The 26,126-nt window shown below is 69.9% G+C and carries 25 protein-coding genes; 13 read left to right on the top strand and 12 right to left on the bottom strand.

All coding sequences use genetic code 11. The annotated features are described in order from the left end of the window. On the top strand, positions 1-934 hold a 934-nt coding region (locus SACHA_RS21210; RefSeq protein WP_019809121.1), incomplete at its 5' end, for an acetolactate synthase large subunit. A gap of 122 nt (positions 935-1,056) precedes the next feature. Here the strand turns inward: SACHA_RS21210 and SACHA_RS0109205 are convergent. Together SACHA_RS0109205 and SACHA_RS0109200 are read right to left on the bottom strand one after the other, a co-directional pair. After that, positions 1,057-3,225: a 3-hydroxyacyl-CoA dehydrogenase NAD-binding domain-containing protein gene (locus tag SACHA_RS0109205; protein WP_019809119.1), complete on the bottom strand. Its 2,169-nt coding sequence runs from the start codon at positions 3,223-3,225 to the stop codon at positions 1,057-1,059. 16 nt (positions 3,226-3,241) lie between these two features. Continuing rightward, positions 3,242-4,453, bottom strand: a complete 1,212-nt coding sequence (locus tag SACHA_RS0109200; protein ID WP_019809117.1) for an acetyl-CoA C-acetyltransferase — start codon at positions 4,451-4,453, stop codon at positions 3,242-3,244. 140 nt (positions 4,454-4,593) lie between these two features. Here SACHA_RS0109200 and SACHA_RS0109195 point away from each other — a divergent pair, with 140 nt between their 5' ends. From SACHA_RS0109195 to SACHA_RS0109185, 3 genes are all read left to right on the top strand, one after another. Next, positions 4,594-5,814: a TetR/AcrR family transcriptional regulator gene (locus SACHA_RS0109195; RefSeq protein ID WP_019809116.1), complete on the top strand. Its 1,221-nt coding sequence runs from the start codon at positions 4,594-4,596 to the stop codon at positions 5,812-5,814. 129 nt (positions 5,815-5,943) lie between these two features. Then, positions 5,944-7,239: an acyl-CoA dehydrogenase family protein gene (locus tag SACHA_RS0109190; protein ID WP_198010124.1), complete on the top strand. Its 1,296-nt coding sequence runs from the start codon at positions 5,944-5,946 to the stop codon at positions 7,237-7,239. Next, the gene (locus SACHA_RS0109185; protein ID WP_019809111.1) at positions 7,236-8,444 is read left to right on the top strand and encodes an acyl-CoA dehydrogenase family protein; all 1,209 of its coding nucleotides are present in this window, start codon (positions 7,236-7,238) and stop codon (positions 8,442-8,444) included. The genes SACHA_RS0109190 and SACHA_RS0109185 overlap by 4 nt, the downstream gene beginning before the upstream one ends. 68 nt (positions 8,445-8,512) lie before the next feature. On the opposite strand, the gene SACHA_RS0109180 is transcribed toward SACHA_RS0109185, so the two are convergent. The 6 genes from SACHA_RS0109180 to SACHA_RS0109150 form a co-directional block, all read right to left on the bottom strand. Beyond that, the gene (locus tag SACHA_RS0109180; protein ID WP_019809109.1) at positions 8,513-9,739 is read right to left on the bottom strand and encodes a type II toxin-antitoxin system HipA family toxin; all 1,227 of its coding nucleotides are present in this window, start codon (positions 9,737-9,739) and stop codon (positions 8,513-8,515) included. Then, a complete protein-coding gene (locus tag SACHA_RS0109175; protein ID WP_232211847.1) occupies positions 9,726-11,396 on the bottom strand; it encodes a DUF262 domain-containing protein in 1,671 nt (556 codons plus the stop codon). The genes SACHA_RS0109180 and SACHA_RS0109175 overlap by 14 nt, the downstream gene beginning before the upstream one ends. Before the next feature lie 360 nt (positions 11,397-11,756). Continuing rightward, positions 11,757-12,440 (bottom strand): class I SAM-dependent DNA methyltransferase, encoded by a 684-nt coding sequence (locus tag SACHA_RS0109165; RefSeq protein WP_019809103.1) that lies wholly within the window; start codon positions 12,438-12,440, stop codon positions 11,757-11,759. Between the two features lie 69 nt (positions 12,441-12,509). Continuing rightward, on the bottom strand, positions 12,510-13,049 hold the full coding sequence (locus tag SACHA_RS0109160; protein WP_019809101.1) for a dihydrofolate reductase family protein: 540 nt from the start codon (positions 13,047-13,049) through the stop codon (positions 12,510-12,512). A gap of 64 nt (positions 13,050-13,113) precedes the next feature. Then, positions 13,114-13,827: a helix-turn-helix domain-containing protein gene (locus tag SACHA_RS0109155; protein WP_019809099.1), complete on the bottom strand. Its 714-nt coding sequence runs from the start codon at positions 13,825-13,827 to the stop codon at positions 13,114-13,116. Further along, a complete protein-coding gene (locus tag SACHA_RS0109150; RefSeq protein ID WP_019809097.1) occupies positions 13,827-14,417 on the bottom strand; it encodes a CGNR zinc finger domain-containing protein in 591 nt (196 codons plus the stop codon). Before SACHA_RS0109150 ends, SACHA_RS0109155 begins: the two co-directional genes overlap by 1 nt. A 142-nt stretch (positions 14,418-14,559) precedes the next feature. Here SACHA_RS0109150 and SACHA_RS21205 point away from each other — a divergent pair, with 142 nt between their 5' ends. Together SACHA_RS21205 and SACHA_RS0109140 are read left to right on the top strand one after the other, a co-directional pair. After that, positions 14,560-14,910: a metallophosphoesterase gene (locus SACHA_RS21205; protein ID WP_019809095.1), complete on the top strand. Its 351-nt coding sequence runs from the start codon at positions 14,560-14,562 to the stop codon at positions 14,908-14,910. A gap of 11 nt (positions 14,911-14,921) precedes the next feature. Continuing rightward, complete coding sequence (locus SACHA_RS0109140; RefSeq protein WP_019809093.1) at positions 14,922-15,551, top strand: LysE family translocator; 630 nt, start codon at positions 14,922-14,924, stop codon at positions 15,549-15,551. A 16-nt stretch (positions 15,552-15,567) separates the two neighbouring features. Here SACHA_RS0109140 and SACHA_RS0109135 read toward each other — a convergent pair whose 3' ends face one another. Further along, complete coding sequence (locus SACHA_RS0109135; protein ID WP_019809090.1) at positions 15,568-16,482, bottom strand: NADP-dependent oxidoreductase; 915 nt, start codon at positions 16,480-16,482, stop codon at positions 15,568-15,570. Between the two features lie 154 nt (positions 16,483-16,636). Between SACHA_RS0109135 and SACHA_RS0109130 the strand changes: the two genes are divergently transcribed. The 4 genes from SACHA_RS0109130 to SACHA_RS0109115 all read left to right on the top strand — a co-directional run bounded on the left by SACHA_RS0109130 (position 16,637) and on the right by SACHA_RS0109115 (position 19,498). After that, positions 16,637-17,170, top strand: coding sequence for a helix-turn-helix domain-containing protein (locus SACHA_RS0109130; RefSeq protein WP_019809086.1), 534 nt, complete (start codon positions 16,637-16,639; stop codon positions 17,168-17,170). Between the two features lie 22 nt (positions 17,171-17,192). After that, entirely contained in the window at positions 17,193-17,684 is a 492-nt protein-coding gene (locus tag SACHA_RS21200; RefSeq protein ID WP_019809084.1) for a PIN domain-containing protein, read from the top strand. Between the two features lie 738 nt (positions 17,685-18,422). Further along, positions 18,423-18,968, top strand: a complete 546-nt coding sequence (locus tag SACHA_RS0109120; protein ID WP_019809082.1) for a hypothetical protein — start codon at positions 18,423-18,425, stop codon at positions 18,966-18,968. Beyond that, positions 18,884-19,498 (top strand): hypothetical protein, encoded by a 615-nt coding sequence (locus tag SACHA_RS0109115; protein WP_019809076.1) that lies wholly within the window; start codon positions 18,884-18,886, stop codon positions 19,496-19,498. The genes SACHA_RS0109120 and SACHA_RS0109115 overlap by 85 nt, the downstream gene beginning before the upstream one ends. 96 nt (positions 19,499-19,594) lie before the next feature. Here the strand turns inward: SACHA_RS0109115 and SACHA_RS0109110 are convergent, their stop codons facing one another. From SACHA_RS0109110 to SACHA_RS0109100, 3 genes are all read right to left on the bottom strand, one after another. Next, positions 19,595-20,137, bottom strand: coding sequence for a hypothetical protein (locus SACHA_RS0109110; protein ID WP_019809074.1), 543 nt, complete (start codon positions 20,135-20,137; stop codon positions 19,595-19,597). 104 nt (positions 20,138-20,241) lie between these two features. Next, on the bottom strand, positions 20,242-21,618 hold the full coding sequence (locus tag SACHA_RS21195; RefSeq protein WP_019809072.1) for an MFS transporter: 1,377 nt from the start codon (positions 21,616-21,618) through the stop codon (positions 20,242-20,244). 95 nt (positions 21,619-21,713) lie between these two features. Beyond that, positions 21,714-22,526: a DeoR/GlpR family DNA-binding transcription regulator gene (locus SACHA_RS0109100; RefSeq protein ID WP_019809070.1), complete on the bottom strand. Its 813-nt coding sequence runs from the start codon at positions 22,524-22,526 to the stop codon at positions 21,714-21,716. Between the two features lie 137 nt (positions 22,527-22,663). On the opposite strand from SACHA_RS0109100, the gene SACHA_RS0109095 reads away from it, so the two are divergent. The 3 genes from SACHA_RS0109095 to SACHA_RS0109085 all read left to right on the top strand — a co-directional run bounded on the left by SACHA_RS0109095 (position 22,664) and on the right by SACHA_RS0109085 (position 25,963). Continuing rightward, a complete protein-coding gene (locus SACHA_RS0109095) occupies positions 22,664-23,362 on the top strand; it encodes an HAD family hydrolase (protein ID WP_019809068.1) in 699 nt (232 codons plus the stop codon). A gap of 82 nt (positions 23,363-23,444) precedes the next feature. Then, positions 23,445-24,503: a 2-hydroxyacid dehydrogenase gene (locus SACHA_RS0109090; RefSeq protein ID WP_019809066.1), complete on the top strand. Its 1,059-nt coding sequence runs from the start codon at positions 23,445-23,447 to the stop codon at positions 24,501-24,503. Beyond that, positions 24,500-25,963 (top strand): FGGY-family carbohydrate kinase, encoded by a 1,464-nt coding sequence (locus tag SACHA_RS0109085; protein WP_019809065.1) that lies wholly within the window; start codon positions 24,500-24,502, stop codon positions 25,961-25,963. Before SACHA_RS0109090 ends, SACHA_RS0109085 begins: the two co-directional genes overlap by 4 nt. Positions 25,964-26,126 lie beyond the last annotated feature (163 nt).

Below are 26,126 nucleotides of genomic sequence, written 5' to 3'. Positions count from 1 at the left end.
GGCCTGCCGGGAGGCCGGACTGCGCGCGGCGAGCCGGATCGCGAAGGCCACCGGCGCCCGGCCGTTCCTGGAGACCTTCCCGGCGCGGGTCGAACGGGGCGCGGGACTGCCCGCCCTCGACCGGCTGGGGTATCTGGCCGAACAGGTGGCCTACCAGCTCGACGGCGTCCGGCATGTCGTGGTGGCGGGCACCCGTGCGCCGGTCTCGTTCTTCGCCTACCCCGGCAAGGCCAGCGACCTGGTGCCCGAGGGTGCGCAGACGCACACCCTGGCCGGGGAGGACGACGACGTCGTCACGGCTCTGGAGGAGCTGGCCGATCTTCTCGCCCCGGACACCGAACCGGACCTGGCCCCCGCGCACCGTCCGGAGCTGCCCGAGGGGGAGCTGACGCCGCAGAACTGGGCGCAGGTCCTCGGGGCGCTGCTGCCGGAGGGCGCGATCGTCTCCGACGAGGCCAACACCTCGGGGTTGCTCGTTCCCCCGGCCACGGCGGGTGCGCCCCGGCACGACGTGCTCACGTTGACCGGCGGCGCGATCGGGCAGGGGATGCCGGTGGCCACCGGTGCCGCGATCGCCGCACCGGACCGTCCGGTGATCAACCTGGAGTCGGACGGCAGCGCGCTCTACACGATCTCCGCACTGTGGACCCAGGCGCGGGAGAATCTGAACGTCACGACGGTGGTGCTGAACAACCGCGCCTACGCGATCCTCCGGATGGAGCTGCAACGGGTGGGTGCCGACACCTCCGGCCCGAAGGCGAACAGCCTGCTCGATCTGTCCACCCCGGACATGGACTTCACCCGCATCGCCGAGGGCATGGGCGTACCCGCCACGCAGGCGAAGACGGCCGAACAACTGGCCGACCAGTTCCGCACCGCCCTGTCCGAACCGGGCCCCCACCTCATCGAAGCGATGGTCCCACCCCTGCTCTGACCGCTCGCCGGGGTTGCCGTGAAGGGCACCTTCCCTGCGTTGAACGCAGTGAGGGGCACTTTCCCTGCACTCGACGCAGGGAAAGTGCCCCTCACGTTCACCAACCCGACCGGGCCGGGCGGTTACTCGTAGATCTCGCCCTTGTCGGCCTTGTCGACCAGGGACTGCGGCGGCTCGAAGTGGCTGCCGTAGCGCCGGGCCAACTCACGGGAGCGGGCCACGAAGCCCTGCAGACCGCCCGGGTACTGGTTCATGTACTGCGCCACGCCGCCGGTCCACGCCGGGAAGCCGATGCCGAAGATCGAGCCGATGTTGGCGTCCTGCACCGACCGCAGCACGCCCTCGTCGAAGCACTTGACGGTCTCCAGCGCCTCGGCGAAGAGCATCCGCTCCTTCAGGTCCTCGAACGGAACCTCACCGCTGCCGCTGTCGTACGCCTCGCGCAGACCCGGCCACAGCCGCGTGCGCTTGCCCGACTCGTCGTACTCGTAGAACCCGGCGCCGCTGGAGCGGCCCTTGCGATCGAACTCGTCGATCATCCGGTCGATGACCGCGTCCGACGGGTGCGGCGTCCAGGTGCCGCCCGCGGCCTCGACACCGGCCCGCGTCTCCTCGCGGATCTTGCGCGGCAGCGTCAGGGTCAGCTCGTCCATCAGCTGCAGCGGCGGCGACGGGTAGCCCGCCTGCGAGCCCGCCTGCTCGATGGTGGCCGGCTCCACGCCCTCGCCGACGGCCGCGACGGCCTCGTTGATGAACGTACCGATCACCCGGCTGGTGAAGAACCCGCGGCTGTCGTTGACCACGATCGGGGTCTTCTTGATCTGCATCGTGTAGTCGATGACCTTGGCCAGCGTGGCGTCCGAGGTCTTCTCCCCACGGATGATCTCCACGAGCGGCATCTTGTCCACCGGCGAGAAGAAGTGGATGCCGATGAAGTCCTCCTGCCGCTGGACCCCCTCGGCCAGGCCGGTGATGGGCAGCGTGGAGGTGTTCGAGCCGAGCACCGCGTCCGAGTCGACCACGCCCTCGATCTCGGCGAAGACCTTGTGCTTGAGCTCGGTGCTCTCGAACACCGCCTCGATCACGAAGTCGACGCCGGACAACTCCTGCGGGTCACCCGTCGCGGTGATCCGGCCCAGCAGCGCGTCCGAACGCTCCTGCGTGGTCTTTCCGCGCTTGAGGGCCTTCTCCTCCAGCTTGCGGGCGTAGTCCTTGCCCTTCTCCGCGTTCTCGGTCGAGACGTCCTTGAGCACGACGTCGATCCCGGCCTTGGCGGAGACGTAGGCGATGGCCGCGCCCATCATGCCCGCGCCGAGCACGCCGACCTTGCGGGCCTGGTACTTCTCGTACCCGTCGGGCCGGGACCCGCCCGAGTTGATGTGCTGCAGGTCGAAGAAGAACGCCTTGGTCATGTTCTTCGCGACCTGCCCGGTGGCCAAGCTGACGAAGTACCGCGTCTCGATCTCGGACGCGGTGTCCACGTCGACCTGGCTGCCCTCGACCGCGGCGGCGAGGATCGCCCGCGGGGCGGGCATCGGCGCGCCCTTGAGCTGCTTGCGCAGCGTCGCCGGGAACGCGGGCAGGTTCGCCGCGAAGCTCGGGTTGGACGGCGTGCCACCGGGGATCTTGTAACCCTTCACGTCCCACGGCTGCTGGGCCTCGGGGTTGGCGTTGATCCACTCCTTGGCCTTGGACAGCAGCCCGTCGGGCGAGTCGAGCAGTTCGTCGATCAGGCCCAGTTCCAGCGCCTTCGCGGGCTTGTGCCGCTGCCCCTCGACGAGCACGTTGAGCACGGCGCTCTGGATGCCCAGCAGGCGCACGGTGCGCACGACGCCGCCGCCCCCGGGCAGCAGCCCCAGCGTCACCTCGGGCAAACCGATCTGGCTGCCCTTGACGTCGGCGGCGATCCGGCGGTGGCAGGCCAGCGCCAGCTCCAGGCCGCCGCCGAGCGCGGCGCCGTTCATCGCGGCGACGACCGGCTTGCCCAGCGTCTCCAGCCTGCGCAGGTCCCGCTTGACGGCGTTGGTCTGCTCCGTCATGGCCCCGGCCAGCTCGGGCGTGGCCCGGATCAGGTCGTTGAGGTCGCCACCGGCGAAGAAGGTCTTCTTCGCCGAGGTCAGCACCACACCGGTGATGGAGTCCCGCTCGGCCTCCAAGCGGTCCACGGTCGCGGCCAGCGACTCGCGGAAGTCGGCGTTCATGGTGTTGGCCGACTGGTTCGGGTCGTCGAGCGTGAGCACGACGATGCCGTCGGAGTCGGTCTCCCAGCGGATGGTCTTGGATTCAGTCATCGTTGTTCTTCGTCCCTCACACGCGCTCGATGATGGTGGCCAGCCCCATGCCGCCGCCGATGCACAGGGTCACGAGCGCGCGCCGGGCCTGACGCCGCTCCAGTTCGTCGACCATCGTGCCCAGGATCATCGCGCCGGTCGCGCCGAGCGGGTGGCCCATCGCGATGGCACCGCCGTTGACGTTGACCTTCTCCTCCGGGATCTTGAGGTCCTTCATCCACTTGAGGACCACGGCGGCGAACGCCTCGTTCAGCTCGAACAGGTCGATGTCGTCGACGGTGAGCCCGGCCTGCTTGAGCACTTTCTGCGTGGCCGGCGTCGGGCCGGTAAGCATGATCGTCGGGTCGGAGCCGGTGACGGCGGTGGACACCACGCGAGCCCGCGGCGTGAGTCCGGCCCGCTTGCCGGTCTCCTCATCACCGACCAGCACCAGCGCGGCGCCGTCGACGATGCCCGACGAGTTGCCGCCGGTGTGCACGTGGTCGATCTGCTCGACCGAGTGGTACTTCTGCGTGGCCACCGCGTCGAACCCGGCCATCTCGCCGATGTCGGCGAAGGCGGGCTTGAGCTTGCCGAGTGACTCCACGGTCGTGCCCGGACGACGGTGCTCGTCGTGGTCGAGGATCGTGACCCCGTTGATGTCGGTGACGGGCACCACGGACTTCGAGAAGTACCCGCCCGCCCAGGCGGCCTCGGCCTTCTCCTGCGAGCTCGCGGCGAAGCGGTCGACGTCCTCCCGGGAGAAGCCCTCCAGGGTGGCGATCAGGTCGGCGCCGATGCCCTGCGGGACGAAGTAGGAGTCGTAGTTGGTGGCCGGGTCGGTGAACATCGCGCCACCGTCGGAGCCCATCGGCACCCGCGACATCGACTCGACGCCGCCGCCCAGGAGGAGCTTGTCGAAGCCCGCGCGGACCTTCTGGGCCGCCTGGTTGACGGCCTCCAGCCCGGACGCGCAGAACCGGTTGAGCTGCACGCCCGCGACCGTCTCGGGCAGTCCGGACGCGATCGCCGCGGCGCGCGCGATGTCGGCGCCCTGGTCACCCACCGGGGAGACGACACCGAGGATGATGTCGTCGATCAGGGCCGGGTCCATGTCGGGGTGCCGCGACTTCAGTTCGTCGATCAGGCCGACGACCAGGTCCAGCGGCTTGACCCCGTGCAGGGCGCCGCCCTTGTTCTTGCCACGAGGCGTACGGATCGCCTCGTAGATGAACGCCTCTGTACTCACACCCACGGTCCTTCCTGGCGGAGTCCGCCTTTCGTGGTGCTGGGTTTCGTGGTGCTAATCGCTACTAACATAATCCCGCATTCGCGCAGGCTGTCAACGGGTTGCCCGGGGGAGCACAGACGCTAGAGTGTGCTCACGTTATGGACGGTGACACCAGCAGGACCAGGCGCGGCCGCGACCGCAGGGCCCAGCTCGCCGCGGTGGCGTCGGAGCTGTTCCGCGAGCGCGGGTACCACGGCGTCGGGATCAACGACATCGCCGCGGCCGCGGGCGTCACCGGCCCCGCGCTCTACCGGCACTTCACCGACAAGCAGGCGGTCCTCGCACACGTGCTGCTCACCGGACTGCGGGAGATGGAGACCGCCACCGGCGACGCGCTGGAGGGTGCGGATACCGCCACGCCCCAGCGGATCCGGGACCTGCTCGAACGCCTCGCCGCACGTTCGGTCGAACGCCGGGACGTGGCCGCGCTGTGGCGGTGGGAGGGCCGTCACCTGGACGACCGGACCCAGCGCGAGATCCGGAGCCGCTCGACGGCGATGCTCACGGCGTGGTCCAAGGTGCTGATGCGGCGCCGCCCGGAGCTGGCCGCCGACGACGCCGAACTGCTGTGCTGGGCGGCGCTGTCGGTGTTCGGCAGCGTGTCGGTACACCACACGAGCCTGCCGAAGCGGCGGTTCACCGAGCTGCTGACCACCCTGGCCCTGCGCGTCCTGCACGCGGACCTGCCCGCGCCCGCCGCCGGGGACACCACACTGGCCGGGGACACCGCACCGGCGGCGGAGACGCCGACGCTGGGGCACCCCTCGCGGCGCGAACGGGTGCTCACCGAGGCCGCCGAGTTGTTCCGCACGCGGGGCTTCACCGACGTGAGCATGGAGGACATCGGGCAGGCCGCGGGCATCGCCGGGCCGAGTGTGTACCGGCACTTCTCCAGCAAGAGCAGCCTGCTGGCCGCGATCGGACGCCGCGCCGGCGACCGCCTCGGGCTGGCCGCCGAACATGCCGTGCGCACGAGCGCGCCGCCGGACGAGACCGAGGCGCTGCGCAGGCTGGCCGACTCGTACGTGCGCACGCTGACGGGCCCGCCCGAGCTGCTGGTGGCCTTCTCGGTGGACCGGGTGCACATCGCCGAGCGGGACAGGGGCGAACTGGTGCGCATCCAGCGGGACTACGTCGCCCAGTGGGTCGGACTGTTGCAGGCCGTTCATCCCGGATCGGATACCCGCGAAATCCGGATCGCCGTGCACGCGGCGCTGACGATCGCCAACGACCTGACCCGGACCCGCCGGGTGGCGGCCCGGCCGAACCTGGCCGCCGAGCTCGGCACGCTGCTGCGCGCCGTGCTCGGCATCACCTGAGACACCCGGATCACGACGGACGGGGCGACCCTACTGGCGTCCGGCCACGGTCACCGGCTAACCTACTCGCGAGTAGGTAGACCGGAGGGGACAGCTGTGGCCAGACAGAATGCGACCAAACGCGACGCCATGGGCCTCGGCCTCGCGGCGCTCAACCGGCTCGCCGGTTCCACACTGCTCGACCGCGCCGGACTGCGGAAGCCCGTGGAGAACGTCGTGGCCACGGCCACGCGCCAGGGCTTCCGCGCGGCGGGCGCGGCGCAGCGGACGTTCCAGGCGAGGACCCGGATGAACAAGCCCGCGCGGCCGACGGACGCGCCCGACACCGGGCTGTTCGACCTGACACCGACCGACGAGCAGCAGATGATCGTCGAGACGGTGACCGAGTTCGCCGCCGAGCAGCTGCGGCCCGCCGCGGCCGGGGCGGACGAGGAACTCACCCCACCCGACGGCCTGCTGGGCCGGGCCGCCGAACTGGGCCTGACCGCCGTCGGGGTTCCCGAGGAACTCGGCGGCATGGGCACCGAGCGCTCGTCGGTCACCAACGCGCTCGTGGCCGAGGCACTCGCCCACGGTGACCTCGGCCTGGCGGTGGCGGTGCTCGCCCCGTCCGCGGTGGCGAACGTGCTCGCCGAACACGGCGACGCGCACCAGCAGGCGACGTATCTGCCCGCGTTCACCGACGAGAACGTGCCCGCCGCGGCACTCGCGCTGCAGGAACGGCGGCCGTTGTTCGACGTGTTCGCCCCGGCGACGAAGGCCCGCCGCACCCCGGACGGGTACAAGCTGGACGGGGTGAAGAACCTGGTTCCGCGCGCGGCGCAGGCGGAACTGTTCGTCGTCTCCGCCGATCTGGAGGGCCGCGGACCCGCGCTGTTCTTGGTGGAGTCCGGCACCACGGGCCTGTCGGTCGAGGCCGACCCGGCGATGGGGCTGCGCGGCGCGGCCACCGGCAAGGTCGTGCTCGACGGTGCGACGGTGCCCGCGGGGGCGTTGATCGGCGGTGGCAAGGCGGACGTGTTCACCCGGGTGGTGCGCTCCTCCCGGCTGGGCTGGGCGGCGCTGGCCTGCGGCACCGGCAAGGCCGTGCTCGACTACGTCGTCCCGTACGTCAACGAGCGGCAGGCGTTCGGGGAGCCGGTCAGCCACCGGCAGGGCGTGGCGTTCCAGGTCGCCGACATCGGCATCGAGCTGGAGAGCATGCGGCTGACCATGCTGCGTGCCGCCGCGCGGGCCGAACAGGGCAGGGACAACGCCCGGGAGGTCGCCCTGGCGCACTCGCTGGCCGCGGAGAAGGGCATGCGGATCGGCAACGCCGGGGTGCAGCTGCTCGGTGGCCACGGCTACATCAAGGAACACCCGGTGGAACGCTGGTATCGCGACCTGCGCGCCATCGCCGTCATGGAGGGGGTCGTCAGCGCATGATCAACCTTGAGGTCCCGAAGAAGGCGAAGGGACTGGTCAACCAGGCGCGGCAGGCCGCGTCCGAGGTGTTCCGCCCGATCTCGCGCAAGTACGACCGCGCCGAGCACGAGTACCCGGTCGAGCTGGACATGCTCGCCTCCCTGCTGGACGGACTGAACACCTCCGGTGAGGGCGGCGCGGGCGCGGCGGGCGTGCGCCGCAAGGAGGACGAGAAGGACTCCGGCAACCGCAACGGCGGCAACCTGTCCACCGTGCTCGGCACCATCGAGATGTGCTGGGGCGACGTGGCGATGCTGCTGTCCATGCCGCGCCAGGGCCTGGGCAACGCCGCGATCGCCTCGGTGGCCGACGACGAGCAGCTGGAGCGGTTCGCGGGCACCTGGTCGGCGATGGCGATCACCGAACCGGGGTGCGGGTCCGACTCGGCGGCCATCACCACCACGGCCACCGAGGACGGCGACAACTACGTCCTCAACGGCGAGAAGATCTTCGTCACCTCGGGCGCGCGCGCCGACTCGGTCGTCGTCTGGGCCACCCTGGACAAGGACGTGGGCCGCGCGGCGATCAAGTCGTTCGTCGTGGAGAAGGGCACGCCCGGCTTCGAGGTGGTGCGGCTGGAGCACAAGCTCGGCATCCGTGCCTCGGACACGGCGGTGCTGCGCTTCGACAACTGCCGCGTGCCGAAGGAGAACCTGCTCGGCACCCCGGAGATCGACACCAGGAAGGGCTTCGCCGGGGTCATGCAGACCTTCGACAACACCCGCCCGTTGGTGGCCGCCATGGCCGTCGGCGTCGCGCGGGCGGCGTTGGAGGAGACCGAACGGCTGCTGGCCGAGGCGGGGGTGACGGTCGACTACGACCGGCCGGCGAATCTCCAACACGCAGCCGCCGCACGGTATCTGCGACTGGAGGCCGACTACGAGGCGGCGTACCTGCTGACCCTGGAGTCGGCGTGGATGGCCGACAACCGCAAGCCCAACTCGCTGCAGGCCTCGATGGCCAAGGCGAAGGCGGGCCGCACGGCCGTCGACGTGACGCTGGGCTGTGTCGAACTCGCGGGCACGCTGGGCTACTCGGAGGAGTCCCTGCTGGAGAAGTGGAGCCGCGACTCGAAGATTCTGGACATCTTCGAGGGCACCCAGCAGATCCAGCAGCTGATCGTCGCCCGCCGCCTGCTGGGCAAATCCAGCAGCGAGCTGAAGTAGCCGGACACCGGGTACGGACCGTCCGGTGGAGAAAAGTCCCGGGACAGGACCCCACCGGACGGTCCGCATCACGCCGTGGCGAGCAGCGTCCGGGATCGTTCGGTGATGCTCGTGTCGATCGCCTCCCGGAGAGGCGCGTTGTCGCGCAGCAGCGGAGCGAACCGTGGCCACTCGACGCGGACGCGGTGCACCGTCTCCGCTGCCACGTCGGCCAGTTCCGCGGCATGCGCGCCGAGCCGCCGCTCCAGTCGGGCGAACGTGCCGGTGGTGACCCGGCCGAAATCCCTGGTCCCACCGAACTTCAGTCCGAGGTCCTCCGTGCCTTCACCGGCCTGGTAGAAGGCGGTGGACACGAGATCGTACGCGGGCGCGAGCGTGGGAACACGCCGATCGCGGTAGATGAGTGACCAGTTCTTGAAATGCGCGTCGCCGTTCGAGATCAGTACGATGAAGGCCAGTCTGCGGGCGAACTCCCGAAGTGCGGGAAGGTCCCGGCGCCGATGGACGAGTGCGGCGACGGTCTCGAAGTTCCCCTGATATTTCCGCTCGGGGTAGGTGTTGCGGATCTGGGCCATGTCCTCGATGTGCACCAGGCGTCTCCCGCCGTCGCGGTCGAAGCGGCCGACCGCGTAGGCGAATTCCTCCTTCTCCGGCCAGATGTGCGCGGGGAGATCATGCACCTGGTCCCGATGCACCAGCCGGACCTCGGGGACATCGATGCCCACCGCACCGGCCAGCGACATCATCGCGTACTCGTTGACCGGGACGTCGGGATAGATCCGGTCCGGGAGTTTCACGATCCAGTCGCCACCCTCACCCGAGGCGGGCAGGGTCAACCGGTCGTTGTGCTTGACCATCGAGAACTTGAGACCGACTCCGGCGAGCGAGAACTTCCACCCGGAGTGACCGGCCTCCCTGGGCGCACCGCTCGCCGCCTCCGGGCGCCACGCGGACGGCTCGCCGTCCTCGGGCAGCACCCGGACCGCCCCGGGCAGATCGTGTCCGACCTGCGCGAGCAGTTCCATCTCCCGGTCCACCGACACGTGCCGGTCGGCGGCGATCCACTCCCGCAGCTTGCCCTCCGGAAGCAGGTTGGAGAACCACGGGGGCAGCCGTAGTGCGCTGGCGTGGCGCGCGTGCATGTCCTGCTCGAAGATCAGTCCGAGCACCGGGCGATCCGCGTCGTCGAGGTACTCCTCGGTGAACGTGAACCAGGTGTAGTCCCCGCGCTGATTCAGCGTTCCCACGCGGTACTCGTCGAGCCAGACCCCGTGGCGCTGCTCAGTATGCGCCATCGTCCTCGTCCTCGTCCTCGATGACGAGCTCCGCCAGTGGGGGTGTGTCCTCGAATCCCCACTCGCACCGTTGCCGGAGAAACGACCAGACGGTGTCGTACACCAATTGCTGCCGGACATCGATGAACTCGGGCAGTCGCCCGGACCGCAGGAGTCCAGCAGCTTCCGGTGATACGAGGTGGGATCTGCGAGACCTGCACACCCGATCCTGCAGCTCCTCCGACACCGCTGTCAGTTCGACGGAGAGCGAAGCGGATGCCTCGGCGACGTCCTGCCGGAGAACCGGAAGGAACATCCGGTTCGCGGCGCTGTTCCGGCGATCAGCATCGAGCTGGTCCGTTGTGACGATCTTGTGAATCGCGTCCGAGGCGGTCCACTGACCCGTGAGACTTTCCGCCAGCTCCGCCGAGCTGAACGGCTCCCCCGTAGTCGGATCCCGGGGCTCCAGCGCCCACCAGCTGCACAACACGATCTTCCCGGCCGCGGAGTTCGCCCGGAACTTCCGGACATCCGGTACGGGAGAGTCGGCCGGTTCGGCTCCGATCGCGTTCAACAACGCCTGCACGGAGCTCGACTCCTGCCCGGGGACGATCTTCTGGCCGTAGATTCGGGTCGCTCCCGTGGTACCACCGGGAAAGATGCCCGGCCCCACCGCTGCCGCCCGCCAGAACCACCGTCGGAGCAGTTTCACGTTCTGCGCCTCGGGTTCGGGATGATGCGCAAAGAACCGGGCCAGCACGATCAGCAGATAGCGGTACGGCAGGAGCGCGAGGTGAGGCACCTGTGCCTCGATCTGGAGGAACGACACGGCCCGGAGGAGCGCGTTCTCCGCGGCCCGGTACGCGGTGTCCCGGTCCTCACCGCCGTCGGTGAACTCGACCCGTACCTCGCGCTGGATGTCCGGGTCCCTGCGCGCCAGGACCGCTTGGAGAACGGTACCCTCGTCCAGTTCACCGAACTGACGGTCCTCGTCGACGTGGGACGCGATGAGAGCGAAATCCAGCTTCTCCCCGGCCGCACTCTCCTCCCCGGCATTGAGCGCCGAGAACACCTCCGCCTTCGTCAGCCGCTTCCCGTAGTTGTTCATCCGATCGAAAATGTCCTGGAGAACACGCTCGTCACTGTGTTTGACGAGATAAGCGGGAACCGCGTACGTACGAATCTTGTCGGTGATCGCGCTCGCCTGGTCGAAATGGTCCTTGATCTCGGGGTGGTCCCAGAACCACTTCATCAATCTCTGCGGATCATAGAGAACGGGAAGTGGAAGAACGGTCGGATCGGCGTTTTCTCCCGGTCTGACGAACTTGTCTGCGCTGAGGTCGTAGGCGAGGGCGAATCGTGGATCGTTGCCCGCCTCCGGGTTCAGTACGTTGGCTATGCTCGTGATGCGCTGCTGCCCGTCGACCACCCAGAGCGCCTCGGGCAGCTCGGGAGCGTCCAGACGCAGCGCCCCGAGGTGCAATTCAGCGGCCGGAGCCGGGCGGGCCCAGAGCAGGAGACTCCCGATCGGATAGTTCCGCACGATGCTGTCGAACAGTTTCTCCGCGTCCGCCAATTTCCACCGGAAGGAGCGCTGGAAATGCGGCACCCTGATCCTGCCCTGCCACGCCATCTCGACGAGGTCCTTGACCTCCAACGTCGTGGCACTACGCGACACGTCTCCCTGCATCGGCCGGTCCCCCTTTCACGTGGAACAGTGTGTCACAGGAGAACAACGAAGGCCGCAGGTCACTGCGTGGCGCGGTGCAGCCTGCTCGCCCTGTCCGACATCGACGTGTCGAGCACCCGAATCGAGCAGGCGACGCCCACGTCACGGGATTACCGGGGCGTGGGGCCCGTGGCCGTGCCCCTCATCCTGGCGCAGCCCGCGGCGTGAGGCGGCGGATAGCCACCGTCCCCCCATCGCCTGCGCTCAACGCCGTGAAGGCCCCCTTCCCTGCGTTCAACGCCGCGAGGGACTCCTTCACTGCGTTGAGTGCAGGAAAGGAGTCCTTCACGGCACCCGGACCGGCGCGGCTCAGCCCGGATTCTCCTGGTCGGTGGGGAGTGGTTTTCTCACCAGCAGGAACGCCTGCGGTGCCCACTCCGGGTAGTCGCCGTCGGTGTCCGGCTCGCGGACCAGTCGGGCGCGCGGATGCAGGCCCGCTGCACGCAGCAGGTCGGCGACCCGGTCCGGGCGGCGTGGGTGGAAGTCCAGCGACACCGGGTGCCCGCCGAGTTCGTCGCGAGGGACCACCTCGTCACCCACCGCGAACGCGAGCTGCGTGTACCCGCCCGGGGCCAGCACGCGGTGGAACTCGGCGAACACGTCCGGCAGTCGCTCGTCGGGCACGTGGATGATCGAGTACCACGCCACGAGGCCGCCGAGGGAGCTGTCGTCGAGGTCGAGACCGAGCATGGATCCCTCGGCGAACCGTAGGTGGGGATGGTCCTGCCGGGCGCGGGCGACCATGCGGGGTGAGAGGTCGATCCCGAATACCGCGAGGCCGAGACCGTGCAGGTGTGCGGTGATGCGGCCCGGTCCACAGCCGATCTCGACCACCGGGCCCGCGTCGGCGGCGGTGACGAGCTCGGCGAAGCCGCCGAGGACGGCGCGGTCGAGCGGCCGGACCGCCAGCTCGGCGGCGACCCACTCCGTATAGGGCTCGGTGATCGTGTCGTAGGCCGCGCGGGTACGGATCACGAAGTCCGGCTCTGCCATGCCGGTGACGCTATCTCGCCGGACGGGCGGCCCGGGCCGGATCGGTGAGATCCCGACCGGGCCCGGTCGTCACGAGGTCGGCACATAGGTGAGGGTGAGCACCCCGCTGGACAGCGTGCCGCTGTCGGCGAGGGTGAGCTTCTGCGTGGCGGTGTTTCCGTCGAACAGCCGATTTCCGTGGCCGACGACGATCGGATGCACCAACAGGCGGAGTTGGTCGAGCAGCCCGTGGGCGAGCAGCCAGCGCACCGTGCTCGCGCTGCCCGACATCCCGAGGTCCCCGTCGATGCTCTCCTTGACCGCACGGACCGCGTCGACGTCGCCGGGCAGCACCGTCGTGTTGTTCCACGAGGGGTCGGTCAGCGACCCGGAGATCACGTACTTCGGCATGGTGTTGAAGTGGGTCGCGAACGGTTCGTCGGTGCTGTCCGGCCAGTAGGCGGCCCACTCGTCGTAGAGCGTGCGCCCCATGAGGAAGGCCTTGTTGGTCTCCATGCCGGCGGCGACCACGGCCCCCATCTCGTCGTCGAAGTACGGGAAGTGCCACTCGTCCGGCGATTCGACCACGCCGTCGAGTGAAACGAAGAAGTTCGCGATGATCCTGCCCATGCCTGTGTCGTGCCCCTCCTGAACGATGATGTGCGCGCCGGTCTCCGCCGGCGCGCAGGACAGGCTAGTGGCCGCTGGAGAGGTCGGTCTTGTACAGAAGCGACAGGGGTTCGGCGGTGTCGCGCCGCAGGTGCGTCGCCGTGCGGCCGAGGAAACGGGTGAGTGAGCGGGACAGGTGTGGCTGGTCGTGGTAACCGAGCCGGTTCACGACGTCGAGAGGTGTGGCCCTCGCGCGGAGCAGCAGTGCGGCCCGCCGGGCACGCTCGATCTGCCGGATCGTGCTCCGGGTGAGGCCGGTCGTCGCCACGACCCGCCGCTGTACCGAACGCGCACCCACACCCGCGACGTCACCGGGGACGGCCTCGGCCACCAGCGGATCCCGCACGAGCACTCCCGCCCGCACGAGCCGGGCCACGAACTGCTCGGCACTGTCGAAGTCGGGAAGCGCCCACTCCTCGCCCCGGAGCACGAAGCTCCGCGGCGTCGCGTGTCGACTGTCGGTCTGCCCGTCGACGAGCCGCGGGATCGGCAGGTGCGGCATCGTCGTGCCGTGCGCGAAGCTGATCCCGAAGAACTCCGAGTCATCCGGCACGTCCGCGAGGCTCGCCACCGTCTCCGGACCACGTACGCCGACATCGACGCGGCCGCGGTGTGTCCACACGACGAGTTCCCAGTGCGAGGTCGCCACCGACCTCATGCGTTCGACGCCGCTACTGCGTGCCCGCCACACCCGGGCAACGTACGGCGAGTCCGACGGCCGGTCCTCGATCTCCAGCATCAGCTGCCCCCATCGTGCGGCCGGGTCTGCGGCCTCTGCCGACGACGGTGGTGGCGGGCCACCCGTGCTCGGTTCCCGCACGAGGGTGCGCACCACTGCTGTCTGCCGTGTACCTGGACAAAATACCGCACGCAGCGGGGAGCGGCGCAGGCGCGCAGGCGTTCCCGGTCGGGACCGCCGAGGAACGCGATCGCGGCACGGGCGAGCGCGGCCACGAAACACGTGCGGGCATCGGTCTCGGTCGACCGCATCCGTCTCGTCGGGGTGCTTTCGCCGGGCCAGTGGAGCTCCGGAACGACGGGGTCCGTGGTCGCCGCGGCGTTGAGGCCCGCGAGCGCCTCGTCCTTCGGCATCAGCGGTCGCGTGTCCGCGCGACTCGCCGGACCGGGTGCGACGGCATGGGCGAACAACGCCCGCACGGCCGTGCGGAGCCCGAGCAGTCGCGCGTGCAGCTCCCCGTCGACGTCGGGTGGCTCACCCGGCACCAGCTCGTGCCACTGCCGCAGCCACCGGGCGGTGGCTGCGGGGGTCGCCAGGTCGTCGGTGACCCCTCCCTGGCCGTCGTGGCGAAGGGTGTTCGCCAGATCCACAGCCGGGAAGCACCGCACGATGTCCGCTCGTCCTCTCCCAGTTGACCGGATGATCACGCCGATCGTAGCGTCCTAATGGATATCGTGGACGAATCCATTAGCGACGCCGTCGGCGAGCGGCGCGATCGGGAGGGATCGGCTGATGACGACGGCGGTGTTCGCCCAGATCAGTGACCTGCACCTGGACGGTGGTGAACGGACCACCGAACGCGCCACGCGGGTGATGGACCACCTGCGCGCCCTTCCGCGTCCTGTCGACGCGATCGTGGTGACCGGAGACGTCACCGAGCACGCGACCGAAGCCGAGTACCGTGCGTCCGCGCGGATCCTGTCGACCCCTACGCCGGTACTGACCATTCCGGGCAACCACGACACCCGACCGGCGGTCCGGGAGTTCCTCCTCGGGGCGCCGCCCACGGAAGGCCCCGTCAACCGGGTCCACCGGATCGCCGGGGACGGGCGACTGACCACCCACTACCGCGTCGTGCCCTGAGCGGATCCGGCATGGCACATCCCGTCGCGCTCGCGGCTTTCGTCGCGGTCGTGTTCCCGCTCGTCGCGACCCCGGGCGCCAGCCTCACCCTGCTGATCCGGCACGTCGCCGCCGGGGGCCGACGACACGCCGTTCCCGTGGTGCTCGGCACCGCCACCGGCATCTACGTCCACGCCACTCTCGCCGCCGTGGGCCTGTCGGCGGTGCTCGTGCGTTCCGACACGGCGTTCACGGTCGGCACCTACCTCGGCGCCGGCTACCTGGTCGGGCTCGGGCTGTGGACCTGGCACGCCTCGGGGAGAACGGCCGCACCATCCGGCTCCGCCGACGCCGCGCCGGACGCGGTCTCCCTTCCCCGCACCTACGTCGAGGCCCTGCTGGGCAACGTGCTCAACCCGAAGGCGGCGCTGGTCTACCTCACGCTCGTCCCGCAGTTCCTGGACACCGACCTGGCGGTGGCCGGGCAGATCCTCACCCTGGCCACCGCACACGTGACGGTGATGGCGGTGTGGCTGGCCGCCTGCACGGGAGTGCTGCACCGCCTGGTCGCCACCTCTCGGGCGAAGCGGGTGTTCACCCGGGCCTCGGCGCTCGTACTCGTCGGCCTGGGCGTGCTCGCCGCGCTCCGACCGGTGATGTGAGCGGCGACGGGCGACATCACTCCACCGTGAGCACGATCTTGCCGCGCGTGGTCCCCTGCTGGTTGAGCCGCCACGCCTCGGCGGCCTCCTCCAGGGACAACACCCGGTCGACGTTGACCCGCAGCCGGCCGTCACCGGCCATCGCGGCCAGCTCCGCCAACTGCCCGGTGTCCGGGCGCACCCACATGTAGATTCCGCCTACCTCGTCGGCCCGCGGGTCGGCGACCGAAGCCAGCCGGGACGCCTCGCGCAGCAGCTCGCGCGAGGCGTCGATCGAGTCCCCGCCGACGTAGTCCACGGCCGCGTCCACCCCGTCCGGGGCGAGCTCGCGGACCCGGCCGCCGAGCCCGTCGCCGTAGGAAACGGGCTCGGCGCCGAGTTCGCGCAGGAAGTCGTGGTTGTGCTCGGCCGCCGTGCCGAGCACGCGGGCACCCCGCGCCACGGCGAGCTGGGTGGCGATCGAGCCGACCCCGCCCGCGGCGGCATGCACGAGGACGGTGTCGCCCCGTCCCATCTTCACCCGGTCGAGGGTCTGCCAGGCGGTGAGCCCGACGAGGGGCAGCCCGGCGGCGTGCGTCCAGTCCAGCGACGCCGGTTTCGGCGCGACCAGTCGCACGTGCGCGGACACGAACTCGGCGTAGGAGCCGTACTCCACCCAGTCCTTGCGCAGGTAGCCGACGACCTCGTCGCCGACCGAGTACTCGGTGACGTCCAGCCCCGTGGCTTCCACCACCCCGGCGACATCCCACCCGGGGATGATCGGAAAGTGGGTCTCCAGCATGCCGTCGAGGTAGCCCGCACCGATCTTCCAGTCCACCGGGTTCACCCCCGCCGCCTTCACAGCGAGGAGCACCTCACCGGGCGCCACCTTCGGGTCGGCGTGCTCACGCGGGACCAGCTCGTCCGGCCCGCCGTACTGCTCCAGAACCATGGCTCGCATGCGGCTCCCAACGCGCCACGCGGGAGGCCCTGTTCCCGCTCCGGTCCCGGTCCACCCCTGTAGGTGAGGCCCGCTCCGAACGACATCCGGGCGACTGGACGAACAAAACGAAACGAGTTACGTTACGAGCGACTGAGGAGGACGCATGAGCACGGAGCTACGACAGGAAACGTACGTTCCCGAGACTGCGGAGCAGCGGCAACTGGCCAGCGTTCAAGCCTTCCTGGAGACGCACGGACACACGGAGACCGCGGATGGGCGGTCCGCGTATCTCCTCAGTGGCGCCGGCCCCGACGAGCAGGTGGAGCTACCGGAAGAGGTATCCCGCGTCCTGCGGCATGTGGTGGAAGCCCTCCGGCACGGCCTCGCGGTGACCGTAGCGCCGCAGAACACGACACTGACCACACAGCAGGCCGCCGAACTGCTGGGCGTCAGCAGACCGACCGTCGTCCGACTGCTCGACGACGGCGAGATCCCGTTCGACCGCGTGGGGACACACCGCCGGATGGCACTGCGGGATCTGCTCTCGTACCGCGACCGGCGGCGTGCCGAACAGTATGCGGCGCTCGAGGCCACGGCCGTCGACGAGGACGAGGATATCGACACCGCCCTGGCCAGGATGCGCTCAGCGCGCAAGGAGGTGGCCCGACGTCGTCGGCACCACACCGAACGCATGTAGCGCACTATGCGACACTCTCCGAGTGTTCACGGCACTGCTCGACACCTGTGTCCTCTGGCCCAGCCTGCAGCGTGACTTCCTGCTGTCGCTCGCGGTCGAGGGCCTCTACCGCCCGGCGTGGAGTGGAGTAATTCTCGAGGAGCTCGCCCATCACGAAGCCGTGAAGCTCGTGGATCGCGGCATGGCCGACACGGAGGCACGGCGCCGCGCCCGTACATTGATCATCGCAATGCAACGGGCCTTCAACGACGCCGAAGTGACCGGCTGGGAAGGACTCGAAGGCACCTATGGTCTGCCGGACCCGGACGATGAACATGTGGTGGCGGCCGCGGTGGTCGCCGGTGCCGGGGCGATCATCACGGAGAACCACAGGGACTTCCCGCGCTCGCACCTCCCCGGCGACCTCGCTGTCCTGTCCCCACGGCGGTTCTGCGCGGACCGTGTCGCGACCGGGCCGTCGCGGGCGCTGTCGGCAGTCGCGGCGATCGCGTCGAGAACCACCGTCCGCCGCTGAGCGTGGACGATGTGCTGAAGACCTTGGAGTCACGCTACGGTCTCCGGGAAGCGGTGGACGTGCTCCGGGAGGGCTGCTGATCGTCCGGCCAGGCGGCGTTCATCCCTCTACGTGTTGCCCATGGACGATCCCGACACCGTCAACGAACCAGTCACGACGCGGGTCGGGCGGCACTCCCCTCGGGTGGCGGGTACGTACGGTGAAGATCAGTCACACACGATCTTCGGTGGGGGAACACGTACCGGTATGGCACGCGCATGGATGGTCCGGACGGGACGTCGGGGCGAGCAGGAACAGGCCGCGCTCGCGGAAGGACTCGCCATCATCGGCTGGGACGAGACCGGTGATCTCGCACAGGTCGAGAACCGCGAGCAGGTCCGGGAGCTGCTCATCCGCGAGTACCCGGACCTCAGTCCCCAGGTGATCGCCAACTGGACCGGTCAGCTGTGGCGGTTCCGGGAGGAGATCTCGGTCGGTCGGCGATCACGTCGTCATCCCTGTTGCGTCGAACGGCCGGCGTCAGTTCGCGGTCGGTGTGGTCACCGGCCCGTACCGGTTCCGCGCGGAAGCCGGGTTCGGGTTCCGGCACACCCGACCGGTCGAATGGCGGACCAAGGGCCTCGAGCGTGACCTGCTGCACCAGGACCTGCGCGACAGCATGGGATCGCTGCTCACCGTCTTCGAGCTCCGGCGGAACAACGCCGCCGCGCGCATCACCGAACTCGCGCGGAGCGGGGCGTGGATCCCGGCCCGGAGAGTGCGGTCGAGCAGGAGTCGACCGCACCCGTGCGCCGTCTGGAGGAGATCGTCGACGCGGCCGTCGAGCGGGGCGAGGAGGTCCGGCTGACCGTCCGTGAACTCCTCGGCCTCTGGGGGCACGCCCGCCGGTGGCCCGCGGTCATCGAGGAGATCCAGAACAGGCTCGCCGAACTCGGACTGGCCACTACTCCGTCGTTCACCGAAGGCAACATCAACAGTTCCGTCCGGATCGTGCCGGTGGGCACCGGACCGCACGCCGAGTTCCCGCCTCCGACGGCGAGCGAACTCCCGGACGAACCGTCCCTGGACGACCGTCCGGTCGCGTTCCTGGTGGACCAGCTGCCTTCGGCGGGGTGTCCCGTCGAGTCGGTGCGGATCGACGACCCGCTGCCCTCGGCAACCACGACGATGACGGCGAAGAAGTACTCCCAGCTCGCGGCGTGGACAACGACGGACGACTCGTCGGCGCGGTCAGCTGGGAGAGTGTCGGCAAGGCCTACCTCGCCAACCCCTCTCCCACCCTGAAACAGGCGATGGGTCCGGCACGGGATGCGGACGGGGCCGACGATCTGCTCGACTGGCTCCCGGAGATCCGCGATCGGGGATTCGTCTTCGTCCGCGATGCGCAGAAGCGAGTCTGCGGGATCATCACCACGGCCGACCTCACCGACCAGCTGGACAACCAGCTCCGGCCGTTCCTGCTGGTCTCCGAGATCGAACGGAGGCTCCGTCGGATCGTCGGCCGCGCAGTCGACGACGGCCGCATCGGCCTCGATCAGGTCCGGAACGGACTCCGGCCGCACCGTCGCAACCGGGTGCGCGACGTCGAGGACCTTACGCTCGGCGAGTATCCGCACGTGTTCAAGTCGGAGGACCTCTGGACACCACTGCGCTGGTCGCTCGACCGGGGACAGTTCCTCACCCAACTGCACACCGCCGCCCAGTTCCGCAACAACCTCATGCACCTCAACCCCGACCTCGATCCACAGTCGACACAGGAGTTGGAACCGTTGCGGGGCCTGCTGGAGATGCTGCGCCCTCTCGACGACTCGTGAGGTCACGCGTGAGCGGCACCGGTTGGTGCCGTGCGGGACTCCTTCGCGGCACACGACGCAGCGAAGGAGTCCTTCACGGCACCACCGCCGCCCCGCTCACTCCTCGTCGTCCTGTCCACCGCCGGGCCGCGCGTTCCGGGCGGACAAGGCTTTCCCCTTCTCGGTGAGCGCTCCTCCGGCCCGGCCGGAGGAGCGCTCCAGAATTCCCCGCCGGGTCGCCTGCCAGAGGTGGGACTTGACCGTCGAGTACGTCCGGCCGGTGCGATCCGCCAGCCACCGCAGTGGCCGGTGTTCACCTCGCTCGACGGCTGAGAGGTAGAGCTGCGACAGTGCAGTGAGGTAGTGGTCGGTGACCCCTTCGCTCTCGAAGAGCTGCCGCGCCTCGCGTATCCCGTTCTGCTCCATCCGCCAGCGACCGGCGGCCGAACCCGAGGTACGTGGTTCCCGTGCCTTGATCGCCGCCCGGATGTCGATCTCACGGAGCGCGACCGAGGACAACCCGCCGTGCGGTGGCCGTTCCGGATCGGTCGGGCTCACCGTGATCGACACCGGGCCGTCCACCGAGCGCGGCCCGAAGGACAACACCGCCGTCCACTCACCCTCCAGACCGAGGTACTGCGTTATTTCGTTTGTGATCATGCGCAGAATCCAGCCGGACGACTAGCAGGCAGTCAACCAGTTAGAGTTCCACCCGAGTGGTCCGGCGTGCCCGCTGCCAGGAGGGCACGCCGGACCACTCGGAATCACGCCGTCACGTGTGCGGACGCGCCGGGTGACGCCGTGTTCCGGTTCCACTCCCCCGGGTCGGACTCGTCCCTGAGGTGGCGGCACAGCACCGCCATCGCCAGGTACAGCAAGCTGAAGGCGATCGCCACCCCGCCGCCGCCGACGAACGGGTGCAGCACGGTGACCATCATCGGGCCGACGAAGGCCGCGCCCCCGGCACCGAAGTTGAGGATCGCCAGGGCCGACCCCTTGTCCTTCGGCGCCACCATCGACGGCATCAGTGCCGACAGTGGCACGAACCCCGCGAGCAGGATCCCGTAGACGGCGCCGCACGCGGCGGCGACCAGGAAGCTCTCGGAGAGCACGGCGCCGAAGTACCACACCGGGATCCCGACGGCACAGCCCACACACCCGAACCAGGTCACCGTGCGCCGCCAGCCGAACCGGTCGCCGAACACACCGAAGAACAGGTTCGCCGCGATGTTCGCGCCGTAGGCGAGGGTGGCGAGCGTGGACACCTCGGCCGTGCTGAGGAACCCACCGCCCGGTGTCTCCGGGCCCAGGGTGAACGGGAACATCGCGAAGAAGCCGTACTGCGGCGCGGTGTTGACGATGCGGACCAGTCCGCCCGCCAGCGTCCTGCGGTCCCGCCAGAGGATGTCCACACCCTCCCCGAGCCGCTTCAGACTGCGCGGGTTCGCGACGCTCGCGTCGGCGATCGGTTCGAGCCCGTGCCGCTCGCGCACACCGAAGCTGCCGAGAAGCACCCCGATCACGACCAGCACGAGCGACAGGATCAGCGTCCCGTACAGGCTCAGTCCGAACGGGCCGATCGCCAGCGCGGCCACCGCGGCGCCGAGGGTCGGCAGGCCACCGGTGAAGGCGAACCAGAACCACCCCGCGACCGAACCACGCATCCCGGTGGGACTCGCGACCTGCGCCCACACCAGGAAGGCGAACGCGAACAACGGGTAGGCGAAGCCACGGATGCCGTAGGTGATGACGATGATCGCGGTGTCCTGCAGCGGGATCGCGACGAACAGGAACAGGACCTCGAACACGATCCACCACGCCCCGCCGAGCCACATGACCCGCCGGGGACCCCAGATCGCCGACAGCGTGCCGGAGAACCAGGACGCCACCATCACCGCGACGCCGTAGACGGTGACGGTGGCGAAGGTCGCCGTCGACCCCTCCAGTCCACCCCCGTCGGGCCGGGACAGGTACTCGGCGAGGTACGTGATCTCCACGCCGTCACCGATCATGAAGATCAGCACGGCGACGAAACCCCAGACCAGTGTCCGGGGTATGCCGATACGGTCGAAGAAGCTGACCGGGCGCTCGGCCGCGGTCTCCGCTGGTGTCTGTCGGGACACCGGTGTCTGTCGGGACATCACTGTCTCCACGAGTCGGAAGGCCCGGGGTGCACGGGACACGCCCGGTCACGGCCGGACTATCATGGAGCATGTTTCAGTTAACGCACAAGACGTTAATTCGACCCGTTCGTGACCGGTCGGTCCACCGGCACGGTCCGCACGTCGGCGTACTCCGCGATCTCCGACACCAGGTCCGCACCGAGCGAGCCCGCCAGCAGCACGTGATCGAACGCGCTGACCGGCACCAGCTGGTGCAGCGCGGAACGGCCGACCTTGCTCGCGTCCATCATCAGCACCTTGGTGGCCGCGCTCGCCAACATCGCCCGCTTGACCAGCACGAGGTCCTGCTCCTGATGAAAGGTCAGCCGCGCGTTCATCGCCGAGGTGGACAGGAAGACCACATCGACCGAGAAACCGGCGATCATCTCCTGACACGGCAGTCCCAGATAGGAGTCGTGGGTGCGGGAGTACTCGCCACCGAGCCCGATCAGCCGGACGTCCGTGGCGTCCCGCAGCGCCTCCAGCACCTGCCGGTAGTTGCTCACCACCGTCAGCGGCCCCACCTCCGGCAACAGCCGGGCCAGTGCGAGGGCGGTGGTCGAGTCGTCCAGCAACACGGACATCCCCGGCGTGAGAAATCGCAGTGCCTCCCGTCCCAGCGCCTCCTTCTCGGCGATGTGCGTGTGCAGCCGGAAGTCGGAACTGCTCTCGAACACCGTCGACGGCTGGGCGGAGACCCCGCCGTGGAACTTGCGGAGGACCCCCCGGCTGACCAGATCGTCCAGATCGCGGTGCACGGTCATCAGGCTGACGCCGGTCAGCTCGGACAGCTCGCCGGCGGCGGCGGATCCGTTGGCGACGACGTGGTCGACGATCCGCTGCTGACGCTGTATGCGGGAGGACTTCTTCTTCGGTGCGGACGTCATGTGGCCATCTTGCCCGCACCGGCGGACCGACCGTGCATCGGACACGCGGACAGAGCCGATCTCATCGGAACCTCGTGACAGATAACGACATGAGTGTTAATTTTACCTTCGTCAGTGAACGGGCGGGAGGTAGCGAGATGGGGAACCCCGAGGCGACGGCCGACACGCACCGCGCGGTGGTGTTCGACATGGACGGCGTCCTCGTTCACAGCGAACACCTCTGGGAACGGATGTGGGCCCGCTTCGCCGAGGCCCACGGCCGTACCTGGACGTCCGCACAGACCCGACGGGTACAGGGCATGAGCGCACCGGAGTGGGCCGCCTTCCTCGCCGAGTTCAGCGGCACCACGGAGTCCGCCGAGCGCACCGAGCAGCTCGTCGTCGACGACATGATCGCCGCCCTGGACACCGGCGAGATCCGACTCCTCGACGGTGCGGGCCGGATGGTCACCGACGTCGCCCGGCGGGCGCCGATCGCACTCGCCTCCTCGGCCCCGCGACGGCTGATCGACGCGGTACTCACCGGCCACGACCTCGCGCAATCCTTCGCCGCAACCGTCTCCAGCGCCGAGGTGCCCCGGGGAAAGCCGAGCCCGGACGTCTACCTCGCCGCGGCGGACAAGCTGGGCGAGCGGCCCGGTCGGTGCCTGGCGGTGGAGGACTCCAGCAACGGCCTGCGTGCGGCCGCCGCGGCCGGGATGACGGTGATCGCCCTGCCCAACCCCGACTACGCCCCCGCCGGGGACGCGCTCGCGCGGGCGGCACACGTCGCCGCGGATCAGGAGGAGGTGCGCCGGTTGCTCACGAAGTACCTGCCCGAGCCGGTCGGGTACTGACCGTTCCCGTCCCCGGTCCGGCACCGGGACCGCTGTGTGACAGGGCCGCCTCCGGGCGGTGTGTGACAAAGGAGTCCCCACCATGACCAGTGTTCTCGCCGCGGGCGATCACTTCGTCGGTCCGTACCTGTTCGCCGACGCCCTGCACCGTCAGGTGACGAATCACGACATCGATGTGCGCACGCTGTGCCTGCCGTGGCCGGTGGAGCCGTTCGGACCGGTCGGCGGTGTGCGGGAGGCCAGTGGCACCGAACGTCAGATACTCGACGCGCTGCCCGGTGTCGAGGTGGTGGCCACCCAGATGGCCCCGATCACCGCCGACGTGCTGGCCGCGAACCCGCAGCTGCGGTTCGTCGGTGTCTGCCGGGGTGGCCCGGTGAACGTGGACCTTGACGCCGCCACGGAGCACGGCGTCGTGGTCAGCTACGCCCCCGGGCGCAACGCCGCGGCGGCCGCCGAGTTCGCGGTCGGGCTGATCCTGGCCGCGCTGCGCCGCATCCCCGGCTCGGACGCCGAACTGAAGGACGGTCACTGGCGCGGGGACTACTACGCCTACGACAACGCGGGCCTCGAACTGGACGGCGGCACGGCCGGTCTGGTCGGTTACGGCGCGATCGGCCGCATCGTGGCGCGGGTGCTGCGCGCCTTCGGTGCGCACGTGCTGATCGCCGACCCGTTCGTGAGCGCGGAGGAGGCGGCCGCCGACGGCGTCGAACCGGTCGAGCTGGACGAGTTGTTGCGGCGCAGCTCCGTGGTCAGCCTGCACGCGCGCCTGACCCCGGAGACCGAGCACCTGCTGAACGCGGACAACCTGACGCTGCTGCCCCGGGGCGCGGTGCTGGTCAACTCCGCGCGCGGTGGGCTGCTGGACTACACGCCACTACCGGAGCTGCTCAAATCCGGACACCTGGGCGCGCTCGCCGTCGACGTCTACGACATCGAGCCGCCCCCGCGCCACTGGCCGCTGTTCGACGCGCCGAACGTGATCACCACCCCGCACCTGGCCGGAGCCACCCGGCAGACGGCGCACCGGGCGGCCGGGATCGTCGCCGGGGAGATCGCCCGCTTCCTCGACGGCGAGCGCCCGCGGTACGTGGCCAATCCGGACGTGCTCCCCCGGATCGGGGAGGCACGGTCATGATCATCGGAGTCGACATCGGCACGTCGGTGACCAAGGCGTCTCTGCTGCGCCGCGACGGCACCGCACTCGTCACGCACAGCAGGCGCTCCACCCTGCACCGCCGTCCCGGCGGCCGGGTGGAGCACGACCTGGTGGAGGTTCTCGACTCGGCCCGCGCGGTGATTCGCGACGTGGCGGCCGCCGCCGAGCGCGCCGACGAACCGGTCGAGGCGCTGGCCCTCACCGGGCAGGGCGACGGGCTGTGGTTGCGCGACGCCGACGGCGAGCCGGTCGGGCCCGCGATCTCCTGGCTGGACGCCCGCGCCACCGGGGTGCTCGACCGCTGGCGCGGGTCGGGGGTCGAGCGCAGGCTCCACGAACTCACCGGTGCGGGCCTGTTCCCCGGGTCGGCGGGGCCGTTGCTGGCGCACCTGGCAGAACACGAGCCCGAACGGCTGGAACAGGCCGTGGTCGCCGGGTACTGCGTGGACGCGATCGTGCAACGGCTCACCGGCGAGATCACCGTGGACGTCTCGGACGCCTCCCTGCCGTTCCTCGACCCCCGCACCCGTACCTACTCGGCCGAGGCCCTGCGTACCTGTGGGCTCGACGCCCATGCCGGGCTGCTGGCCGAACCGGCCCCGCCGAAGACGCTGTTCGCGTTGACCGCCGACAACGCGCGGATGCTGAGCCTGCCGTCGGGCCTGCCGGTGTCGGCCGGACCGTTCGACCTGCCCGCCTGCGCGATCGGCTCCGGCGTCCGCGAGGTCGGCGAGGGCTCGCTGGTGATCGGCACGACGCTGGGCTGTCAGGTGCTGCGCGACGAGGTCGAGATCAGTACGGGCGGCGAGACCGCGGGGATGTGGCTGGCGACCCCACTGCCGGAACACCATTTACGGGTGATGCCCGCGATGGTGGGCACCGCCAATCTCGACTGGGTGCTGGGCATGGTCGGCGCCGATACCGACGAGCTCGACACCATGCTGGACGGGACCGAACCCGGAGCCGGTGGCGTCGGCGCGTTGTCCTTCCTGTCCACCTCCGGGGAACGTGCCCCGTTCGTGGACCCGCACGCACGGGGCCAGTTCACCGGGCTCTCGCTGGAAACCACGCGGGCCGACCTGGTGCGGGCCATGTGTGAGGCACTGGCCTACGCCGCCCGGCACAACCTGGAGGCCGCGGGCCTGACCGGGGAGGTCTCCGCCTGCGGCGGCGGTGCGCGGTCGGCGCGGTGGAGCCAGATCTTCGCCGACGTGCTCGGCAGACCACTGCACCTGCCGCAGGAGGAGGGCGCGGGTGCGCGGGGGGCCGCGATGACCGCATGGGACGCCCTCGGCGACCCGGTGGACCGCGAGCGGTGGGCGGCGGCCCGGTGGACCGTGCGGCCCCGCGCCGAGGTGGTCGGGTTCTACGAACGGGGCTACCGCGAGTACCTGGCCGCCCTCGACCGGGCCCGCCCGCACTGGGCCCCGGTGTCCTGATCGACGACGTGGTGATCGAGGAGCAGAGATGACCCGCTTGTACGACGATCCGGCGACGTTCAGCGACGACATGGTGGCCGGGTTCGTGACGGCGCACCCCGACCGCGTGCGCCGGGTGCCCGGCGGGGTGGTGCGCGCCACGCGGCCCCGCCGGGGCAAGGTC

Source organism: Saccharomonospora halophila 8, assembly GCF_000383775.1.
Lineage (GTDB): Bacteria > Actinomycetota > Actinomycetes > Mycobacteriales > Pseudonocardiaceae > Saccharomonospora > Saccharomonospora halophila.
Note: the sequence above shows the minus strand (reverse complement) of the source record. Positions and strands in the feature narration are given on the sequence as shown.

Bases quoted from the DNA above. Each gene is read 5' to 3' on its own strand.
- SACHA_RS0109205 (WP_019809119.1), bottom strand. From the start codon at position 3,225: ATGACTGAATCCAAGACCATCCGCTGGGAGACCGACTCCGACGGCATC.
- SACHA_RS0109195 (WP_019809116.1), top strand. From the start codon at position 4,594: ATGGACGGTGACACCAGCAGGACCAGGCGCGGCCGCGACCGCAGGGCC.
- SACHA_RS0109190 (WP_198010124.1), top strand. From the start codon at position 5,944: ATGGGCCTCGGCCTCGCGGCGCTCAACCGGCTCGCCGGTTCCACACTG.
- SACHA_RS0109185 (WP_019809111.1), top strand. From the start codon at position 7,236: ATGATCAACCTTGAGGTCCCGAAGAAGGCGAAGGGACTGGTCAACCAG.
- SACHA_RS0109180 (WP_019809109.1), bottom strand. From the start codon at position 9,739: ATGGCGCATACTGAGCAGCGCCACGGGGTCTGGCTCGACGAGTACCGC.
- SACHA_RS0109165 (WP_019809103.1), bottom strand. From the start codon at position 12,440: ATGGCAGAGCCGGACTTCGTGATCCGTACCCGCGCGGCCTACGACACG.
- SACHA_RS0109160 (WP_019809101.1), bottom strand. From the start codon at position 13,049: ATGGGCAGGATCATCGCGAACTTCTTCGTTTCACTCGACGGCGTGGTC.
- SACHA_RS0109155 (WP_019809099.1), bottom strand. From the start codon at position 13,827: ATGCTGGAGATCGAGGACCGGCCGTCGGACTCGCCGTACGTTGCCCGG.
- SACHA_RS21205 (WP_019809095.1), top strand. From the start codon at position 14,560: ATGACGACGGCGGTGTTCGCCCAGATCAGTGACCTGCACCTGGACGGT.
- SACHA_RS0109140 (WP_019809093.1), top strand. From the start codon at position 14,922: ATGGCACATCCCGTCGCGCTCGCGGCTTTCGTCGCGGTCGTGTTCCCG.
- SACHA_RS0109135 (WP_019809090.1), bottom strand. From the start codon at position 16,482: ATGGTTCTGGAGCAGTACGGCGGGCCGGACGAGCTGGTCCCGCGTGAG.
- SACHA_RS0109130 (WP_019809086.1), top strand. From the start codon at position 16,637: ATGAGCACGGAGCTACGACAGGAAACGTACGTTCCCGAGACTGCGGAG.
- SACHA_RS0109110 (WP_019809074.1), bottom strand. From the start codon at position 20,137: ATGATCACAAACGAAATAACGCAGTACCTCGGTCTGGAGGGTGAGTGG.
- SACHA_RS21195 (WP_019809072.1), bottom strand. From the start codon at position 21,618: ATGTCCCGACAGACACCGGTGTCCCGACAGACACCAGCGGAGACCGCG.
- SACHA_RS0109100 (WP_019809070.1), bottom strand. From the start codon at position 22,526: ATGACGTCCGCACCGAAGAAGAAGTCCTCCCGCATACAGCGTCAGCAG.
- SACHA_RS0109095 (WP_019809068.1), top strand. From the start codon at position 22,664: ATGGGGAACCCCGAGGCGACGGCCGACACGCACCGCGCGGTGGTGTTC.
- SACHA_RS0109090 (WP_019809066.1), top strand. From the start codon at position 23,445: ATGACCAGTGTTCTCGCCGCGGGCGATCACTTCGTCGGTCCGTACCTG.
- SACHA_RS0109085 (WP_019809065.1), top strand. From the start codon at position 24,500: ATGATCATCGGAGTCGACATCGGCACGTCGGTGACCAAGGCGTCTCTG.